This is a genomic window from Pedobacter sp. HMWF019 (assembly GCF_003061025.1).
Lineage (GTDB): Bacteria > Bacteroidota > Bacteroidia > Sphingobacteriales > Sphingobacteriaceae > Pedobacter.
Genome location: NZ_QAIL01000066.1, coordinates 1 through 19116, shown reverse-complemented (window position 1 = coordinate 19116; position 19116 = coordinate 1). Strand labels below are relative to the sequence as shown.

Sequence of the window (19116 nt, the reverse complement as noted above, 5' to 3'; positions counted from 1 at the left end):
ATTATTATTAAAATTCTAGTGTTTAGATCATGTTAAAAAAATTCTCACTTACTCATTTTTGTGCGAGGTTAAGCTTTTTATCATTTCTCTTGTTCCTTTTTAAAGCCCCTCTTGCACTCTATGCCCAAAACCCGGTTGCCAGTATTGACGGTCATTCTGGCTTTACTGCAAAATTGATCAATATTGAGGCTGCAACGAATGAAACCTTTCGTTACAATACGACCTTACATAATGGATCTGCTAAATCTGTCATCTATGAATTCAAAACCAGTCTTCCTGCTGGCTGGATGATCAGTTACAAGATCGACGGTAGTCAGATTACCTCCATCAACATGGCCGCGGGAAGCACACGTGATATATCTATAGAGGTTAATGCTACCCCAAATACCTCTCCAGGGAAATACCCCTTACCTGTAAAGGCGATTGCCAATAAGGATACATTATCATTAAGCCTGGAAGCCGTGGTTAAAGGGTCGTATGGCATAACCTTAACCACACCTAGCGGAAAACTGAGTGAAGAACTAACCTCTGGAGGTCGTAAGGAAATCCATCTGGAGATAAAAAACTCTGGTACTTTACCGTTAAAAGACATTGAGCTGTCCTCCCAATTACCTGCTAATTGGGAAGCTTCTTTTGAGCCTTCGAAAGTTACCCAATTGGAGCCAGGAAAAACACAGGCCATAACAGCGAGCATTAAAGTTCCCGATAAGACAATCGCTGGAGATTATGCAGCCACTTTTACCGCTACAAACAGTAATGGCAATTCTCAGGCTGCTTTTAGGATGGTGGTCACAACGTCGTGGATTTCTGGATGGATAGGTGTACTGATCATCCTATCGGCCGTTTCCCTGGTTTATTATCTGATCCGCAAGTACGGTAGAAGATAGAAAAATGAAAGATCCTATTATAAAACTCAGGGACCTGACTAAGTGTTACGGTTCCCAAAGAGCTGTTGATAACCTCAACCTGGACATAAATAAGGGTGAGATCTTTGGATTACTGGGTCCTAACGGAGCTGGTAAAACGACTACCATATTAATGATGCTGGGGCTTACTGATCCAACAAATGGTTCTGCATTTGTTTGTGGTTATAATGCAACAAGTGATCCCATTTCTGTAAAGAGAAAAGTGGGCTATATGCCAGATAGCTTAGGTTTTTATGATCACATGACTGCGCTGGAAAATCTGATATATATTGCAAGATTGAATGGACTTCCCGGGAAGGGGAATCGTACTCGTGCCTTAGAAATAATGGACATCGTTGGGCTTTCTTCATCTATGCATAAGAAAACATCAACCTTTTCCCGTGGTATGAAGCAGCGTCTGGGCCTGGCTGATGTATTGATTAAGCAGCCTGACGTGATCATACTGGATGAACCAACGCTGGGAATAGATCCTAGTGGTGTCAGGGAATTTCTGTTGCTGCTCAAGCGCTTGAGCAAAGAACAAGGACTGACGGTGCTGCTTTCTTCGCATCATTTACACCATGTACAACAAGTTTGTGATCGGGTAGGTATTTTTGTGAAGGGCAAATTATTAGCCCAGGGAAACATTGATACCCTATCGGGCGATTTGTTTAATCATAAAGGTCACGTCGTATCCATTAGCCTGTCAGAATTTATTTCCGGTCCCTGGTTACCCGAACACGAGTTGGCGCAATGGGAAACAATTAAAAACATCAATATAAATCAAAACACAATAGAATTTGAATGCACACAGAATATCACGCCCGCTTTGGTCCGTTTTCTAGTCGAAAAGGGATATGATATCATAAGTGTACATCAAAAAAATTATGGTTTGGATGACATTTATCAAAAATATTTTGAGAATGATAATTGAGAAAAATATGGCATCAAAAAAAATCCAGATAATAAGTCCTTTCAGTGTAATAGTCCGCAAAGAAATGGCAGATCATATCCGCAGCTGGCGCTTTATTGTACTGATGGGCTTGATTATACTCACATTTGTAGCATCGATGTATGTCTCATTAAGCAATATCCGGGCAGCTATCGGAAATGCAAATGATCCGGACCATACTTTCCTATACCTTAAACTGCTCACCACAACTGATAATTCCATACCTCCCTTTCATGTTTTTCTGAGCTTTTTAGCACCATTATTAGGGATCAGTTTAGGATTCGATGCGATTAATGCTGAGCAAAATAATGGAACGCTTACAAGACTTATGGCTCAGCCTATTTATAGGGATAATTTATTATTGGCCAAATTTGTGAGCGCCCTAATTATGGTCGGCGCCTTATTTTTAGTCTTAACCTTATTAATGATTGGGGGCGGATTGATTTTGACTGGTGTAAGAATGGAACCACAAGAATTGCTAAGGATACTTGGTTTCATCCTGATCAGTATAACCTATGTTGGCTTTTGGTTGAGTTTATCCATCGTGCTATCAATCAAGTTTAGGCAGGCAGCAACTTCGGCTCTTACTGCAATAGGGATATGGTTATTTTTCACTGTTTTTTACCAGATCATTGTTAATCTGATCATCAGGTCCTTTTTACCCGATCCCAGTTTTTTGACGCAGGATCAAATTCAGTTTTACAATGAATTTATTCTGGATCTGCTGCGCATTGCTCCCAATCAACTTTATACCGATGCGACTACGACCCTGCTGATGCCATCGGTTAGAAGTCTGGGACCAATGACAATGCAACAAATGGCTGGGGCAATACCTTCTCCACTTCCCTTTAGGGAAAGCTTAATGATCGTATGGCCACAGGTCAGCGGCTTGATCGGAGCAACTGTAGCTTGTTTTGCACTTTCCTACTATTTATTCATGCGCCGGGAGATTCGGAGTTAAATATTTCATCTTACAACAAAGTCACTAACTCAGCTATCCTGTTAGAAATGCCTACTTCATTATCATACCAGGCAACGACCTTCACCATTTTACCAATAGTTTTGGTGAGGCTCCCATCTACAATCGAGGAGTGCGTATTGCCGAGAATATCCGAAGATACAAAAGGTTCTTCCGTGTATTCCAGAATGCCTTTAAAGGAATTGTCAGCATAAGATTTAAACAGGTTGTTCAGATCATCTACGGAAACCTCTTTCTTCAGGTTAATAGATAAATCTACTATGGAAGCATCAATCACCGGAACACGATACGAATAACCATCCATTTTACCTTTTAAATTAGGCAATACCTCGCCTATGGCTTTGGCTGCGCCTGTGGTTGTTGGAATAATAGAATAAGACGCTGCACGTGCCCTTCGCAGGTCTTTGTGAGGCGCATCCTGCAGATTTTGATCAGCGGTAAATGCGTGAACCGTGATCATATATCCGGATTCAATTCCAAATTCTTTATCCAATATAGCTAATACCGGAGCAATACTTCCTGTCGTACAAGATGCTGTTGAATAAATCAAATCGTCCTCAATAAGATCATTGTTAACACCGTGTACTATAGTTTTCACGCCACCAGTAGCGGGTGCAGTAATCAGCACTTTCTTTGCTCCTGCATGAATATGTGAACTCGAGGAGGATTTATCTGTAAATCGCCCGGTAGATTCTATAACAACATCGATAGCCAGTTCTGCCCATGGAAGTTTCTCCGGATTTCTTTCACTTAGCAGAAGAATCCTTTTGCCGTTTACGATCATTGTGTCCCCATCTATGGTTACTTCACCCGGAAAGCGTCCGTGAGCAGTATCGTATTTAAGCAAATGTGCCAGCGTTTGGATATCTGTCAAATCATTTATGGCAACTATTTCTATTTCGGTTTTATTTTGTAAAGCTCTAAGGGTCATTCTGCCAATACGACCAAATCCATTAATTGCAATCTTCATCTTATTTTAATTAATTAGTACTATGTAAATCAGGCTGAATAATTTCGTTCATTCCTGGTATTTTGAGTGATGTCCTGAATGCCCGGCGATAATCAGAAGGCGTAGTCATTAAATGCCTCAGAAATGATCGTCTCATGGAAACCAGTCCACCTAACCCACATTTTTCAGCAATGCTTTCAAGCGGCATATCGGTGTCTTCCAGATATTTCCTTGCCGTTTCGATTCTTAATTTCTCTATAAACTTAGCAGGCGGCAAACCGCTTTGCTTGTGAAAGACACGTGTAAAATTTCTTGGACTCATATTCAAATGGTCGGCAATCCGGACTACATCCAAGGATTGATCAAGGTTTTTGATCACCCAATCATGCAGCTTTTTTGCAATATTTGAATTTTCATAAACTGGCAACAGGTTAGCAAACTGAACCTGAAAGCCGGGTCTGGATAAATAAAAAACCAATCTGCGGGCAACCTGAATGGCAATATCTTTTCCATGGTCTTCCTCCAACAATGCAAGAGCAAGGTCAATTCCTGAAGACACCCCACCTGAGGTGTATATATTTCCATCATTTGTATAAAAAGCATTACTATTCACATCCACAAGCGGATATTCTTTCTTTAACCTTTCAGTCAATTGCCAGTGTGTTGTTGCTTTTTTCCCATTCAACAGCCCCGCTTCCGCTAATGCAAATGCCCCCCCACAAACTGATCCTATTCTGCGAGTGTTATTTTCATTGATAACTGATAACCAATTGCAGAAATCAGTATATTCTGATTTTTGGAGCGTTTGAAAGTCATTTCCCGCAACAATTAAGGTATCAATTGGCTTCGTAATTTCCATTGCACTATGCTGACAAACCATTTCAATACCGGCCGAAGTCCTCAATATTTTATTAGTTGTGGGAGATACAATTAAAACATCATAACCTGATTTTGAACCAGTTAAATTTAAACACTTATTGGCATTTGTAAAAACATCGGCAGGGCCTGCAAAATCAAGTAACATATTGCCGGCCATTGCGACAATCACAACTTGTTTTCTCTGCTGATCAATAGCAATCAAACTTCTATCCTTGTGCATAAGACAAATTTATAATCTAATTTATCTGTCTCAAAGGACATATTTTATACAATTTGAGCCAAAACGTTGGTAGATCCGAACTCAAGTAAAATACTGTTCAGCACCAATATATTTTTGTTTCGTAAACAAATGATATTAAATCATCCTTCTGATATTTTACAAATAGATTTTCTAATTCCTTCATAAGCCTTTCATAAAGGATACCCTCTTTAGGACAATATGAGGAGGATCTTAACCTTCCTTTCAATCCTTCCAAATCAAACTCTTGTTCGTTATCCAACACAACAATATTCATCATCTTAGGACTGAAGAAATTTGCAATATCCCGGTCTTCTATGTTTCTATGATTAACATCTTTATACTCTTTGATGTTGTCGGAAAGAACTTGTTCATACCCGTTTTGAAAATCTGATTTGGTGCTTCGGGAATTCCAAACCAAAACAATATTTCCACTATCTCTTAATATCCTTGAAAATTCGATTTTACTATCGTTTTTATCAAACCAATGAAAGGCCTGTCCGCTAAATATAATATCAATGCTTTTATCTGGTAAGGTTGTCTGCTCTGATGTCCCATCAACACTTTTGAAATTTGCAAAATCCCTGAGGATATGTTCTTGTGCTTCCCTCATTTCTTTATTGGGCTCAACACCAAAAACAAAATTTCCATTTTTCAGAAATGGTACAGAAGATATTCCTGTTCCTGAACCTATATCGGCAATTACTTTTTCCTGGCTCAACCCAATTTCGTTTTCCAAAATGCTTATCATTTCTGTTGGATATGCAGGGCGAAATTTAATATAATCTGCAACTCTGTTTGAAAATCGGTTTGTATTATCTTTTCTCATACTGTATTGATGACCAATTGCCTATGTATTCAATTCGTTATTTTATATTTTCCATTTCCAATCCAATATCTCGGGCATGTCTTTTCCGTTGGTATTGATATAAAGCTTATGTGCTATCAGTTTATCCTGCAATAATTGCTTCAAATAAACGCCCTTGCTGCCAGTTTGCGGTAGGCGATCGATAACATCAATAACCAAATGGAATCGATCCATCTCATTCAGTACGGTCATGTCAAAAGAAGTTGTAATGGTTCCTTCTTCTTTATAACCGCGTACATGCATATTCATATTGTTTGCCCGGTTATAGGTAAGCCGGTGGACCAGCCAGGGATAACCATGGAAAGCAAACACAACGGGCTTGTCCACTGTAAATAAGGCATCATAGTCCTTATCGGTTAGGCCATGACTATGCTCTGTACTTTTTTGTAGTTTGAACAAATCAACCACATTGATTACCCGGATTTTCAGTTCTGGTAATTGTTCTCGCAAAATGGAAACCGCGGCTAAGGTTTCCAAAGTTGGCACATCGCCGCTACAAGCCATAATGACATCAGGCCCGCCCTCTCTATCGTTACTGGCAAAATCCCAAATACCAATACCACGTGTACAATGCTCCACGGCCTGCTCCATATTTAGCCATTGCGGTGCAGGATGTTTACCAGCCACAACAACATTCACGTAATGATAACTGCGTAGGCAATGATCCATTACAGATAAGAGACAATTGGTGTCCGGCGGTAAATATACCCGAACAATATTGGCCTTTTTATTCACTACATGATCCAGAAAACCAGGATCCTGGTGGGTAAAGCCATTGTGATCCTGACGCCACACAGTGGAGGTTAGCAATATATTCAGGGATGCGATCCGTCTCCTCCAAGGCAGTTCCAAACTCGCTTTCAACCATTTGGCATGTTGATTAAACATCGAATCAACGATATGTATAAAGGCTTCATAACAATTGAAAAGACCATGTCTTCCTGTAAGCAGATAACCCTCGAGCCAGCCTTCGCACTGGTGCTCACTCAACATTTCCATTACACTTCCATCGGCTGCAAGAAATTCGTCATGCGCTGTTATTGGGGCATCCCATTGTCTGTTTGTTACCTCAAATATGGCGTCCAGCCGGTTGGATACCGTTTCATCAGGACCGAAGATTCTAAAATTACGTTTTTCCTGATTTTCCCGGATGACATCCCTCAAAAATCGTCCGCAAACAAAGGTATCGCCTTCACCATCGGCACCTGGGTTTTCCACAGCAATGGCATATCTCCTGAAGTCCGGCAGCCTTAAGTCACGTAATAAATTGCCTCCGTTAGCATGGGGATTTGCCCCCATTCTACGATTACCCTTCGGAGCCAGCTCTGCCAGTTCAGGAATCAATTTTCCCTGTTCATCAAATAGTTCATCCGGACGATAACTTTTCATCCAGTCTTCGAGCATTTGCAAGTGTTCTCCTGGTGCCGAAGCCGATACCGCCAGAGGGATTTGGTGCGAACGGAAATTACCTTCAATTTTAAAACCATCGACTTGCTTAGGTCCTGTCCATCCTTTAGGAGATCGCAGTACAATCATCGGCCAGCGCGGACGGCTATCTGACTGTTCAGCATGATATTTAATCTGCTTGATTCTTTCAACCGATTCGTCCAATGCTGCTGCCATATCCCGATGCATTTGTCCGGGTTCCTCTCCTTCTACAAAAATAGGGTCCCAGCCATAGCCGCGGATTAACTGCTCCAGTTCTTCATGGCTGATACGCGCCAGAACCGTGGGGTTAGAAATCTTATAACCATTCAGGTGTAAAATAGGCAACACAGTTCCATCGGTCAATGGATTGATGAATTTATTGGAATGCCATGCAGTAGCCAGCGGACCAGTTTCCGCTTCCCCATCGCCCACCACACAAGCAACAACCAAATCTGGATTATCCAAAACAGCCCCAAAAGCATGACTCAAGGAATAGCCCAGCTCCCCTCCTTCATGTATAGATCCCGGTGTTTGTGGTGAAGCATGGCTGGGAATTCCACCAGGATAAGAAAACTGGGTAAACAATTTACGCAAGCCATCCTCGTCTTGGGTGATATTCGGATAAACTTCGGAATAAGTTCCTTCCAGATAAGTGCCCGCCACTACAGCGGGACCGCCATGCCCCGGGCCAGAAATATAAATCATGTTTAGATCGTACTGATTAATGATCCGGTTTAAGTGGGTATAAATAAAATTCTGCCCCGGTGTGGTTCCCCAATGACCCAGCAGCATATTCTTTACATGTTCCAACTGGAGTGGTTCTTTAAGCAAGGGATTGTGCCGAAGGTATAACTGCCCTACAGACAGGTAATTCGACGCGCGCCAATAAGCATCTATTTTTTGAAGTAAATCTGTTGATAAAGTATGATCTGTCGTATTGACTGGTATTGCTTCCATGATAATTATTTAAGAATTGGTATGATTCATTTTTTTTTATTGCTCAAAAGATGTCCAACCAGTCTGGCTATCATTAATTCTTCATTGGTTGGGATAACAAGAACAGCTACCCTGCTATTTTTCTTTGATAGAGGATTTTTGTGCATCGTATTTTTAGGTTTGTCCAGATCAATTCCCATAAATTCCAGCTCTGCACAAATCCGTTCACGAATGATAGATGAATGTTCACCAATTCCTCCGGTAAACACCAGCATATCCAAACCGCCCATAGCCGCACTGAGGGATCCAATATATTTTTTTGCCGAGTAGCAAAATACACGGAGAGCCTCTTTTGCTTTTAGATCAGTCTGCTCTGCTTCAAGTAATTCCTGTACCCCGCTCTTTCCGGCAATGGCCTTTAAGCCAGACTTTTTACTCAGCAAATCATCCAACTGGTCCACAGTCAGATGATCCTGCTTTAGGATAAACAATAAGGCACCGGGATCAAGGTCCCCACTGCGGGTACCCATAACTAATCCACCAATAGGACTAATGCCCATGGTGGTATCTACACTACTGCCATTATTAACTGCTGCCATGCTAGCCCCGTTACCCAGATGGGCGATGATGATTTTCTTTTTGCTGGCCAATTGATCTTCGTTTAAAAGCTCCTGAAGGATATATTGATAAGACAAACCATGAAATCCATATTTCATCAATCCTTTTTTCTTATATTTTTCCGGTAGTGGATAATATTTGGCAACAGAAGGTATATCTCTGTGAAAAGCTGTGTCAAAGCACACCACTTGAGGTACCTGACAAAAGACAGCTCCAAATGCTTTAATAGCCATCAGTTCGTCGGGTAAATGATTAGGTGCCAGGTAAACGAATTGTCTCAATGTTTTTAACAAAACTGGCGTAACAAACTCTGGTTGTCTGTGGTTTGGACCGCCCTGTACAAGCCTGTGTCCAATTGCCTTCAGGGGGTAAGAATCTCTTTTATTTTCCAGCCATTTAATAACTTCCTGTACAGCCAAATCCAGATCCTGAAATTTTGCCCTCCGGCTTTCTAATATTTTACCTTCATTTGTTTTGATCAGCATTTGACCTGTTCCTGTTCCTATTGGGCTAATACTGCCTGACCAGACTTGCGCCAGAGCGGCAGAATCATACAAACTAAATTTTAAGCTCGAAGATCCGCAGTTGATCACTAAGTAAAACTTAATCACCTTCCTCGCTCCCGTGGTCATCAAAATCCGCTGATGAACTGCCGGTATGACTTTCATGATCATCCGGATGCTCTTTCGGTTTTTTCGAAGAACCGGTAAAACCATCATCACTCAGAGAATCATACCCTTGCGTTCCCGTATTATCCAAACCATCCCTGGGACCGTCTGGTAAAGAAAGATTAACAACCTTTTTAGCCATGACTATAAACTATATATATAAGGTAACAAAACTTCAGACTCAAAGTTTTAGCAAGAACAAAAGTCAAACATTCTTAAGAATTAGCATTAGATCTGTTATTCCTTCATAAAAAAGCCCCGTCAATAGACGGGGCTCTCTGTTTAAAATAAGTCTATTTTTCAACGTACTGGTCACGTAAATGTTTGATTTTATCATGCGACTGCTTCAATGTGGCCTGTTGTTCTGAAATCAATGTGTGCAGATGGGCAGATAAACCTTCAGTTTCTAATGCCGATTTATATGCTTTTTTTGCCGCATCTTCTCCAAATTCACAATTATCCAATACGGTCTGACGATCATGTCCGGTAAAAACAGCTTTCACATCCATCCATGCCCGATAGATTTTCCCTGAATTCGTAGTACCTTTTTCTGGTTCATCTCCCAAAACCTGTACTTCCTGAGTTAATGCAGATTTGTTTTGCTGACTTTGTCTAATCATTTCTGCAAATACAGATTTAAGATCTGTATCTTCTGCAGGTAAGTCTTCTGATGCTTTCTGATAGCCGGCGATCCTGTCATTGTTAATTTCGATCAGGTCGTTCAGCACTTCGGTGTTTAATGTTTTGTTTTCCATTTTTTAAAGATTGATGTGTAAATGGAACAAGCCCTAAATAGAAAAGTTTTGATTTTTTCTACACACTATCCTTCCAAAAGAATATAAAACATTCCTTTACTCTATTGGTTATTAGCTTAGAGCGATTTATCTTAAAAAGCATTTTGTCATGGAACAGCCGCAATTACAGTACGAATTTATTAACTATCAGACTGGGAATGTAATAGGCTATCTGTCATTACCAGCTAATATGGATAAGGACAAGCAAATTGCAGAACTCAAAAGGAAGCAATCTGAATTGGCAATTTCTAATAAGATATACCTGGAATTGGTGCAGTGGCATAAAAAGGGGTAAAAATTAGATCAAGAGTCGTTTAACAATCGCCGCCGAGGCTGCTTCACTGAAATCCAGACCAGAGTAGTCCGGATTGTAACCACCTATATAAGGAACTGCCATGATGTAAATACGATCGTTAAAAGCACCATAAGCATCCACCACCTGAAAGTAATCATTGATGGCAATACCTGAAACCTTTAAATAATAATTTCCTTTTGAATCTTGTCTGACATCTTTTCCTTCCTCCATCGCCTTTTGACCTTCCTGCACAGACCGGAATTTAAGCATTGCGGGACTGACAGTACCCTTGTTCAATAGGCTTTTAAAAGGAAAATCTTCAAAAGCCATATGCGGTTGGCCTACGCAATCTACATAGGTATTAAAATAAACGGAGAGATTTTTACCAGTTTCATCTGTATAATTATAGGTAGCCCCTCCTTCATCACTTGCTTCTACCCGGCTATCATCTCCCACAGAAATCAGATCAAGCACGCCCGCCTGATGCATGGCCATCAATTCTTCACTTGAACTTTGCGGGATATAGGCAATAACGATGGAGATTAATGGTGTAAGCGTTTTTTGAAGACGTTGCATATCTTCGGCCGATAAATGCTTTGCCGGGTAGTTTAAGGCAAAACTCAATACACCAAGCATCTCTTTCCAGTAAACAGATTCTTTCCGCCTGATCGATTTCTCTGCTTCTGCATATTCTGCTTTAAGCAATTGGAAGGGATCCATCCTTTCACGAAGATTCATCATTGCCGCCACAAATTCCTCCAGGTTCATATCTTTAATTTGTTCATAAAATCCGGGCTGCTTTTCTTTTATAGGCAGCTTGAAATCATGTTCAAATACATAATCCAACGACAAGAAGCCATCATTTTCAGCAATATGCTTAGCAATTTCTTCTTTACTCAGCAGCTCATCGTTAGACAAATGAGAATCCTCTAAATGAAATCTGACTGCGGGTAGCATTCCGTTCCGGGTATGCAATATCAGCTTAAAATTAGGGCTGTGTTCGTATAATTGGTAGGAAAGACTTCCATCAGACTGCTTATTAAAAGATCCGTTATGGCGGGCAAGTGTTCTGATGGCATCAACAGCCGTCAAGGAAGATCCTTTGATCGCAACGGGATGGTCTAGCTTTAAACCTAATTTAACCGGTGGATAAGGAGAATCAAAATAGCCTGGAACTCTTCCTTCATATCGTTGAGGCCAGTGATGACCTGTACAAATGATGACCTGATCAAATTCAAGTTTCTCCTCACCATTGATTTCTATCACGACCATTCCTTGTTCGGGATAATCGGTTATATCTGTTGCCTCAGCATTGTAATAGATCTGGTATTCCACCCCGTTCTCTCGTGCCTGTTTCTGTAACAGCTCAAACTGGGCAGTGAGATACTGACCGAAAAGCAGTCTGGGCAGCACTTTATATTCGTTGAAACGTGTAGGGTCAATATGAAATTTATCCAGGGTATCTTTAGGCACAGAATTGATCCAGTCGGCCAGAGAGGTAACCAACATCGGAATTTCATTACTTGAAACATTAGTGATGTGTTCATCATTGGCACCCTCTGCACTATAGGGCATGCCCGCTCCCAGTTTATTTTTCCGCTCAAATATCTTAATGTTGATATCCGTTCTACCGGATTCAATCAATCGTTTGAACATGAACAAGCCACTAGGGCCTCCGCCAAGAATGGCGATATGTTTTATATTTTTCACAAGCTTACAGAAAGAATGTAGGATGAACAACAATGGAACGCAAATGTTTTAAGCCCGGCTTCAAATTAAAAAGAAAAACCGCTCATCTTAATTGAACAATTCCAATTTTGAGATGTTCTTATGATCATGGATCATATCACATCGGCTTTAATTCATGCCTCACGGACAGGCGATTTGCCATTACTGCAAGAAATAGTTGACCTAAAGACCACGCTCGAGGTCCGGGATGATAAAGGATATACACCTTTGATCATTGCTTCTTATAATCATCAAATGGAAGCCGTCGGGCTACTGCTTCAATCAGGGGCAGATGTGAACGGTACAGATTCAGGTGGCAATACCGCGCTTATGGGGGTTTGTTTTAAAGGATATGTAGATATCGCGGAATTGCTTATTGCTCATCAAGCTGATCTGAATCTGTTGAACGGAAATGGAGGAACTGCTTTAATGTTTGCGGCTATGTTTGGCCGTAATGAACTGATTAACTTACTCCTTCGACATGGCGCAGACCTGACGATAAAAGACAATCGGGGAATGAATGCACTAGACATCGCTGTACAACAAGGTAACGAAAAGGGGCTTCAACTTTTAAAACAACATCAACCTATAAATCAGTAAAAAAATGGAAAAGAAAAAACCGAATGCTGAAAACGCAGTCAATTTAAAACAGAAAGATCTCGCGCCGGATATCGTTTCCGATCAGGGTGAATTGATGACCACAGATCAGGGTCTTAAAATTAATGATGACACGAATTCACTGAAGGCTGGAGAACGGGGGCCATCTTTACTGGAAGATTTTATCCTGAGAGAAAAAATAACGCATTTTGACCACGAAAGAATTCCAGAGCGGATTGTACACGCCCGGGGTTCTGGTGCTCATGGTTATTTCCAGGTTTATGAATCCATGGCCAAATATACCAAGGCGGGTTTTCTTCAGGACCCTTCTGTAAAAACACCTGTTTTCGTACGCTTTTCTACAGTTGCCGGATTCAGGGGCTCTACGGATCTGGCAAGAGATGTACGTGGGTTTTCTGTTAAGTTTTATACACAGGAAGGTAATTATGATTTGGTTGGTAACAACATGCCGGTATTCTTTATCCAGGATGCAATTAAATTTCCAGATCTGATTCATGCCGCTAAACCCGAACCTGACAATGAAATACCTCAGGCTGCAACAGCCCACGATTCTTTTTGGGATTTTATTTCATTGACTCCCGAATCTATGCATATGATTATGTGGGCCATGTCAGACCGGGCAATTCCGAGAAGCCTTCGCATGATGGAAGGTTTTGGTGTACATACATTTAGATTTATTAATGCCGAAGGAAAATCCAGTTTTGTCAAATTTCACTGGAAACCGCTCCTTGGAATGCATTCTGTTGCCTGGGATGAAGCTTTAAAAATATCTGGAAAAGATCCAGATTTTCACCGCAGAGATTTACATGATGCTATTGAAAGCGGCGCGTTCCCGGAATGGGAATTCGGCGTGCAGATTGTTGCACAGGAAGATGAGCATAAGTTCGGCTTCGATTTGCTGGATCCTACTAAATTAATCCCGGAAGAATTGGTACCTGTACAGAGAATTGGCAAAATGGTGCTAGACCGCAATCCGGATAATTTCTTCGCAGAGGTAGAACAAGTTGCCTTCCATCCTGGTCATCTGGTTCCGGGCATAGATTTCACAAATGACCCTTTACTTCAGGGCCGTTTATTCTCTTACACTGATACACAATTGTCCCGTCTGGGCAGTCCTAATTTTCATGAAATCCCCATTAACCGTTCGGTGAATACGGTCCATAATAATCAGCGTGATGGGCATATGCGCCAGCAAATCAATGTAGGAAAGAGCAGTTATCATCCAAATTCTATAGCTGGTGGCAGCCCTGCACAGGCAACAATAGCCGAAGGTGGGTTTTCTTCATATGAAGAACGTGTTGATGCACATAAAGTCAGGGCACGAAGTAAAAGCTTTATGGATTTCTTCAGTCAGGCCACCTTGTTCTTTGACAGCCAGTCTGAGCCCGAGCAAAACCATATTGCGGATGCGTTAAAGTTTGAATTAGGAAAAGTAGAGACCGTTGAAATTCGACAAAGAATGGTCAACCTGCTTACTCAAATTAGTGTTCCTCTTGCAAACACCGTAGCGGATAGTCTGGGTTTAAAAGCAGGCAAACCTGAAGAACCTGTTAACCATGTTCTTGGGGCAGACGCCAATCCGGCAGATTACCGGCCCCTCAAAGTAAAATCAGAAATTGAAAAATCTCCAGCTTTAAGCATGGCCAATACACCAAAAGACAGTATTAAAACCAGACAAATTGCTTTCCTGGCTGCTGACGGCGTTGATGGCGCTGATTTTGGAGATATGAAAAAAGCCCTTCTCGCTGGCGGCGCTGTGGTTAAAGTTGTTGCACCTAAAAATGGAACGCTTAAAGATGCAACTGGTAAAGAGATCAAAATTGACATGAGCTTCTTAACAGGTACATCAGTGGTATTTGATGCGGTATATGTACCTGGGGGAGAGAAAAGTATTCATGCTTTACTGGCTGAACCTGATGCTGTTCATTTTATCAATGAAACGTATAAACATTGCAAAGCCATAGCAGCGACCGGCAAAGGCACTGAACTGATCAACCAAAGTTATGTAGGTGCTAAGTTGAAAGATGGTAATACAGATGCAAAAGCGGGTATCTTGATAGACTCTACTCCTGATGCTTTCATTAAAGCGATTGCGCAACATCGTTTCTGGCAAAGGGAGAAAAAGGATAAGGTTCCGGCCTGATCTTTTTTAGAATTTTAAAAATACGGCTAACTGAAAGGTTAGCCGTATTTGATTTAATTAAACTGATCACAGATTTTCTGCTGAAGTGTTTTCTGCCCCAATTACGGATTAGCAGCATTCTCCTGAACTGATGCATGCCCTGTTTCCACTTCAACTTCTTTGGTGGTGACCGCATAATGGGCCGGCAGGATTTCTGATCCGTAAGCAACCGCATAGGCTTTAGTAAATTCTGCCCCGAAATACAATATAATTGCAGAGTAATAGGTCCACAATAGTAAAACAACCAGGGATCCCGCAGCGCCGTAGGTGCTGCCTACGTTACTTTGTCCTATATATAAGGAAATACCAAATTTCCCAATCATAAATAAGGCTGCTGTAACGACAGCACCCGAAAATACATCTTTCCATTTGATAACGGCATCAGGCAATACTTTAAAGATCACACCAAAGATAGAAGTAATAACGACCAGGGTAAGTATTGTATTGAGGATATAGAAAACGATGACAGAAACATCTTCATACCTGGCTTGTAAACGACTACTAAATCCATCAAGAACTGCTGTAACAGCGAGAGACACTAGCAGTAAAAACCCAAGACTGATAATTACTGAAAAGGAAAGGAACCTGTTCTGGATCAATTTTAACCAGCCGCGTTTTGGTTTCGGTTTAAGACCCCAGATCCTGTTAATGGAATCCTGGATATCGGCAAATACTGTGGTTGCTCCGATCAGCAATGTGCCAATTCCAATAAAAAAAGCGACTCTTCCTTTACCACCAATTGCAGCCTTACTAATCAGTTGCTGCAATTGAAATGCCGTATCTTTTCCTAAAAAACCCTCAAGCTGAGAATAGATTTGTCCCCGGGCCGCTTCTTCACCGAGAAATATTCCGCAAAGTGATATAATTACCACCAGCAGTGGTGCCATAGAAAAAACAGTATAATAAGCGAGGGACCCGCTTAATTTGGTAACATTGTGATCACTAAAACCCGTTACTGAATCTTTCAGTACTTTCCAGATTCCTCTGAAGGATAACTTCTCTTTTTTCATTCTGAATGTTTAAGCTTTGAACGATTGTTTGGGAAGCTCACTTTATTTAAGCACAATTTGTTTTTCATAGTCATTGGGATATGATAACTATAAAACAGGTGCGTTAAAAAAGAGTTTTTAAAAATTCAGAATAGGATTTATTTAATGGAAAACTTAAAATTCAGGAATGATGTATATTTAAACTAAACGAAAATATTGAACCAATGCCTTCCTGACTTTCGACTTGAATTTTGCTGTCGTGAAAACGCAATATCTCCGAAGCGAGATAAAGACCAATACCAAATCCAGATACTGTTTTTATTTTATCGTTATTCACTCTATAAAATCGCTCAAATAGTCTTTTCTGATCTATAGGGCTAATGCCAACCCCTTCATCTTTAACAGAAATTTTAATATAATCATTCTGCTTTTCGCAATGAATGGTTATTGCTCCACCTTCCGGTGAATACTTAATCGCATTGTTTAAAAGGTTCATAATAACATGCCCAAGTTTTTCAGGGTCTCCATAGATCCAGATGTTATCACAGCTGACCAGGTTAATGGTATGTTTTCTGGTTAAGAACTGCGCATCCTCCGCAAGGTCTTTAATGAGCGGGTGCAATTCAAATTTCTCTTTATTAATCTGGATTTTCCCTTCTTCAAGTCTGGCCAGACTTAAAAAATCCTGGATCATGGAAATCATTTTTTTTGCCTGAGCTTCTGCCCTTGTAAGGGTTGTTAAATAAAACGGATTACTATCTTTTTTTGACACTTGAAGCAAGATCTGTATATAGGCAGTTATGGCTGTAAGAGGTGTTTTTAATTCATGACTGACCATGGCGACAAAGTTATGTTTTCGATGTTCCTCCAGTTTCTTTTCTGAAATGTCTCTTGCTATTTTTGACAGGCCGATGATTGCCCCTGCTGTGTTTCTTACAGGTGAAATTGTAAGCGAAACATCCAATAGAATTCCATTTTTCGTGAGTCTTTTAGTTTCAAAATGATCGACTCTTATGCCCCGCCTTAATTTAGAGAGGATTTCAACTTCTTCGTCCTGCCGGTCCTCTGGGATTATTTTAAGAATGGGTTGGCCAATCATTTCCTGCTCATTATATCCAAAGATGCGCTCAGCTGAACTATTCCAGCTTGTTATAATCCCGTCTAAGGTTTTACTAACAATAGCATCATCACTGGATTTGATAATAGCAGAGAGGGTAGCGCTTTTCTCTTCCATAGACCGCGCGGCCTTTCTTAACTCGATTTCGCTCCTCTCAAGTTCAAGTACGCGCTGTATAAGTTTATAGTTCTCTCTCTCATAGTGGGCGAGCTTCTCTTTCATTTTATTTATATCTTCCATGATCCGGGAAGGATAGCTTTTTGCTTTCCATTAAAAATTGAGATGGAAGATAACCATATTCTTAATCTTCGTTGCGAAATATTGATAAAACTATTTAGCTTATTACTATTATTTCCTTTCTCTTTAATGATTTTCAAAACCAATCTATAAACAGGCTGTTCTAATGATATGAATCAGGAACCTCGACCAGAAATCTTCAGATTAATTACTTCTATCATTTTATACACTTTTGGCCTGGTAGTTTTACTGTGGTTCCTATATAAAGTCATCAGTATTGTTATTTTATTCCTTTTCGCTATTGTTCTTGGTCTGATTATCAATCGGCCTGTTGGAAAATTGGAAAAAAAAGGCATGAAAAGATGGCTTGCCTCTCTGATTATTTTAGGCAGCATCTTTATCGTCACCGCATTACTTGGCGTACTGGTAGTTCCGCATATTGGCGAACAAATAGATACACTTGTAGGAAATCTTCCAGATTATTTGAACAGCATATCAAATGAGTTCAATCATTTATTAAAAAAATACCCGGAGCTTAATAAAGAACTTCAGGGAGACGGCAGCGCGGTTTCCGGAACGATTCCCTCTTTGGGAAAAACGATTATTGGTCTTGGAAGTTTTTCCTTCAGTGTAATTGGAGGTGTCTTTGTATTCATAGTTTTTATATCAATGATTATTTTCTTTGTCAGCAATCCAAAGCCAGTGGTTGAAATGTACCTTTCTATTTTTGAGCCAGAGAAACGTCTAAAGGCTCAAAGAGCATTGCAACATACCTCTATTATGTTAGGAGGCTGGATGAAATCCAATCTTATAGGAGGATTAGTTCAGGCCGTATTGGTTTTTGCTGTTTTGAGTTTCTTAAATGTACCAGGCGCTCTTGTTTGGGCGGCACTTGCCTTTTTTTCAGAGCTTATCCCTAAAATTGGATTTTATATTATGGCCATCCCACCTACTCTTGTTGCATTATCGGTAAGTCCTGGCACAGCATTTTGGTGCCTGGTCTTCTTTTTACTAATGAATGAACTGGTATCTGATTTTCTGATGCCCAAACTAAGGTCTAAAACGATGAATATTCATCCTGTATCCCTGTTGTTTCTTTTATTGGCCATGGGGGCTGCCTTCGGGCTATTGGGTGTATTACTGGCAACCCCCATGGCGGCGATTATTAAAGCTTATTACGAAGAGTTCTACCTCACAAGATTTCCCGAAGACCCAAAAATGAATCAGCGGGTTAATGATATTGTGTATCATTCCTAGATTTTACTAATGAGGTTTTTTTGAAGATTTATCGATATTTAATAGATCATCCCCATTGTTCACTTTCTGTTTGATATATAAAGAATCCAAGGCATTTGCTTTAGCATAATGGCTTTCCAGAACAGGTATGGTTTTAAGTGCAAATGCTTTGATATCCGGATCTTCATATTTGGCAGCCAGCCTAAATTTCTCCAGAGTCAAAATATGATCTTTAACCATCATTCCGAGGTAATTGTGGTCAAATGAAGTAGCATTTAGTTCCTTCAGGGCACTGATCTGTTTTTGTTCTTCTATTGGATAGGCAGATGGAAGTTTCAATCCCTTATTTCTTGCAATCGAGTCCAGTTCCTGATTGGCTTTAGTATGGTCATTTACAATCACCTGAGCAAGCTGCTTAATCTTTGGGTTTTTCGATCTTTGCAGAGCGTCATTACCAGCTTCAATTTCCATCATTCCACCAACAGCTGCCTGCTCTATAA

18 protein-coding genes are annotated in these 19116 nt (G+C 40.5%); 7 read left to right on the top strand and 11 right to left on the bottom strand.

Going from position 1 to position 19116, the window contains the following annotated elements:
- The first annotated feature begins 29 nt into the window (after positions 1-29).
- The 3 genes from DBR11_RS04395 to DBR11_RS04385 are packed head-to-tail and all read left to right on the top strand — an operon-like array spanning position 30 to position 2818.
- The gene (locus DBR11_RS04395) at positions 30-887 is read left to right on the top strand and encodes an NEW3 domain-containing protein (protein WP_108550397.1); all 858 of its coding nucleotides are present in this window, start codon (positions 30-32) and stop codon (positions 885-887) included.
- A gap of 4 nt (positions 888-891) precedes the next feature.
- Positions 892-1839 (top strand): ABC transporter ATP-binding protein, encoded by a 948-nt coding sequence (locus DBR11_RS04390; protein ID WP_108550396.1) that lies wholly within the window; start codon positions 892-894, stop codon positions 1837-1839.
- Positions 1840-1846: 7 nt separating this feature from the next.
- On the top strand, positions 1847-2818 hold the full coding sequence (locus tag DBR11_RS04385) for an ABC transporter permease (protein WP_108550400.1): 972 nt from the start codon (positions 1847-1849) through the stop codon (positions 2816-2818).
- A gap of 10 nt (positions 2819-2828) precedes the next feature.
- Here the strand turns inward: DBR11_RS04385 and gap are convergent, their stop codons facing one another.
- From gap to DBR11_RS04350, 7 genes are all read right to left on the bottom strand, one after another.
- The gene (gene gap / locus DBR11_RS04380) at positions 2829-3806 is read right to left on the bottom strand and encodes a type I glyceraldehyde-3-phosphate dehydrogenase (protein ID WP_108550395.1); all 978 of its coding nucleotides are present in this window, start codon (positions 3804-3806) and stop codon (positions 2829-2831) included.
- A 10-nt stretch (positions 3807-3816) separates the two neighbouring features.
- Positions 3817-4884, bottom strand: coding sequence for a GlxA family transcriptional regulator (locus DBR11_RS04375; protein ID WP_108550394.1), 1068 nt, complete (start codon positions 4882-4884; stop codon positions 3817-3819).
- Positions 4885-4981: 97 nt separating this feature from the next.
- Positions 4982-5731 carry a class I SAM-dependent methyltransferase gene (locus DBR11_RS04370; protein WP_108550393.1) on the bottom strand — a complete coding sequence of 250 codons (750 nt, stop codon included), beginning with the start codon at positions 5729-5731 and terminating at the stop codon, positions 4982-4984.
- A 42-nt stretch (positions 5732-5773) separates the two neighbouring features.
- A complete protein-coding gene (locus tag DBR11_RS04365) occupies positions 5774-8155 on the bottom strand; it encodes a phosphoketolase (protein ID WP_108550392.1) in 2382 nt (793 codons plus the stop codon).
- 26 nt (positions 8156-8181) lie between these two features.
- Positions 8182-9420 (bottom strand): acetate/propionate family kinase, encoded by a 1239-nt coding sequence (locus DBR11_RS04360; protein WP_233260640.1) that lies wholly within the window; start codon positions 9418-9420, stop codon positions 8182-8184.
- The gene (locus DBR11_RS04355; protein WP_108550390.1) at positions 9356-9562 is read right to left on the bottom strand and encodes a hypothetical protein; all 207 of its coding nucleotides are present in this window, start codon (positions 9560-9562) and stop codon (positions 9356-9358) included. The genes DBR11_RS04360 and DBR11_RS04355 overlap by 65 nt, the downstream gene beginning before the upstream one ends.
- 151 nt (positions 9563-9713) lie before the next feature.
- On the bottom strand, positions 9714-10175 hold the full coding sequence (locus tag DBR11_RS04350) for a PA2169 family four-helix-bundle protein (RefSeq protein WP_108550389.1): 462 nt from the start codon (positions 10173-10175) through the stop codon (positions 9714-9716).
- Between the two features lie 148 nt (positions 10176-10323).
- Between DBR11_RS04350 and DBR11_RS04345 the strand changes: the two genes are divergently transcribed.
- Positions 10324-10509: a hypothetical protein gene (locus tag DBR11_RS04345; protein ID WP_108550388.1), complete on the top strand. Its 186-nt coding sequence runs from the start codon at positions 10324-10326 to the stop codon at positions 10507-10509.
- 3 nt (positions 10510-10512) lie between these two features.
- Here DBR11_RS04345 and DBR11_RS04340 read toward each other — a convergent pair whose 3' ends face one another.
- A complete protein-coding gene (locus DBR11_RS04340) occupies positions 10513-12219 on the bottom strand; it encodes an FAD/NAD(P)-binding protein (RefSeq protein WP_108550399.1) in 1707 nt (568 codons plus the stop codon).
- A 126-nt stretch (positions 12220-12345) separates the two neighbouring features.
- Between DBR11_RS04340 and DBR11_RS04335 the strand changes: the two genes are divergently transcribed.
- A complete protein-coding gene (locus DBR11_RS04335; protein WP_108550398.1) occupies positions 12346-12837 on the top strand; it encodes an ankyrin repeat domain-containing protein in 492 nt (163 codons plus the stop codon).
- A gap of 4 nt (positions 12838-12841) precedes the next feature.
- Positions 12842-14998 carry a catalase gene (locus DBR11_RS04330; RefSeq protein WP_108550387.1) on the top strand — a complete coding sequence of 719 codons (2157 nt, stop codon included), beginning with the start codon at positions 12842-12844 and terminating at the stop codon, positions 14996-14998.
- 101 nt (positions 14999-15099) lie between these two features.
- Here the strand turns inward: DBR11_RS04330 and DBR11_RS04325 are convergent, their stop codons facing one another.
- Both DBR11_RS04325 and DBR11_RS04320 read right to left on the bottom strand, forming a co-directional pair.
- Positions 15100-16047, bottom strand: coding sequence for a YihY/virulence factor BrkB family protein (locus DBR11_RS04325; RefSeq protein WP_108550386.1), 948 nt, complete (start codon positions 16045-16047; stop codon positions 15100-15102).
- A gap of 160 nt (positions 16048-16207) precedes the next feature.
- A complete protein-coding gene (locus DBR11_RS04320) occupies positions 16208-17365 on the bottom strand; it encodes a cell wall metabolism sensor histidine kinase WalK (protein WP_158275205.1) in 1158 nt (385 codons plus the stop codon).
- 186 nt (positions 17366-17551) lie between these two features.
- Here DBR11_RS04320 and DBR11_RS04315 point away from each other — a divergent pair, with 186 nt between their 5' ends.
- Entirely contained in the window at positions 17552-18637 is a 1086-nt protein-coding gene (locus DBR11_RS04315) for an AI-2E family transporter (protein ID WP_108550384.1), read from the top strand.
- 6 nt (positions 18638-18643) lie between these two features.
- Here DBR11_RS04315 and DBR11_RS04310 read toward each other — a convergent pair.
- Positions 18644-19116: DUF4142 domain-containing protein (locus DBR11_RS04310; RefSeq protein WP_108550383.1), on the bottom strand; the 473-nt coding region annotated here is incomplete at its 5' end.

Bases quoted from the DNA above. Each gene is read 5' to 3' on its own strand.
- DBR11_RS04395 (WP_108550397.1), top strand. From the start codon at position 30: ATGTTAAAAAAATTCTCACTTACTCATTTTTGTGCGAGGTTAAGCTTT.
- DBR11_RS04390 (WP_108550396.1), top strand. From the start codon at position 892: ATGAAAGATCCTATTATAAAACTCAGGGACCTGACTAAGTGTTACGGT.
- DBR11_RS04385 (WP_108550400.1), top strand. From the start codon at position 1,847: ATGGCATCAAAAAAAATCCAGATAATAAGTCCTTTCAGTGTAATAGTC.
- gap (WP_108550395.1), bottom strand. From the start codon at position 3,806: ATGAAGATTGCAATTAATGGATTTGGTCGTATTGGCAGAATGACCCTT.
- DBR11_RS04375 (WP_108550394.1), bottom strand. From the start codon at position 4,884: ATGCACAAGGATAGAAGTTTGATTGCTATTGATCAGCAGAGAAAACAA.
- DBR11_RS04370 (WP_108550393.1), bottom strand. From the start codon at position 5,731: ATGAGAAAAGATAATACAAACCGATTTTCAAACAGAGTTGCAGATTAT.
- DBR11_RS04365 (WP_108550392.1), bottom strand. From the start codon at position 8,155: ATGGAAGCAATACCAGTCAATACGACAGATCATACTTTATCAACAGAT.
- DBR11_RS04360 (WP_233260640.1), bottom strand. From the start codon at position 9,420: ATGAAAGTCATACCGGCAGTTCATCAGCGGATTTTGATGACCACGGGA.
- DBR11_RS04355 (WP_108550390.1), bottom strand. From the start codon at position 9,562: ATGGCTAAAAAGGTTGTTAATCTTTCTTTACCAGACGGTCCCAGGGAT.
- DBR11_RS04350 (WP_108550389.1), bottom strand. From the start codon at position 10,175: ATGGAAAACAAAACATTAAACACCGAAGTGCTGAACGACCTGATCGAA.
- DBR11_RS04345 (WP_108550388.1), top strand. From the start codon at position 10,324: ATGGAACAGCCGCAATTACAGTACGAATTTATTAACTATCAGACTGGG.
- DBR11_RS04335 (WP_108550398.1), top strand. From the start codon at position 12,346: ATGGATCATATCACATCGGCTTTAATTCATGCCTCACGGACAGGCGAT.
- DBR11_RS04330 (WP_108550387.1), top strand. From the start codon at position 12,842: ATGGAAAAGAAAAAACCGAATGCTGAAAACGCAGTCAATTTAAAACAG.
- DBR11_RS04325 (WP_108550386.1), bottom strand. From the start codon at position 16,047: ATGAAAAAAGAGAAGTTATCCTTCAGAGGAATCTGGAAAGTACTGAAA.
- DBR11_RS04320 (WP_158275205.1), bottom strand. From the start codon at position 17,365: ATGAAAGAGAAGCTCGCCCACTATGAGAGAGAGAACTATAAACTTATA.
- DBR11_RS04315 (WP_108550384.1), top strand. From the start codon at position 17,552: ATGAATCAGGAACCTCGACCAGAAATCTTCAGATTAATTACTTCTATC.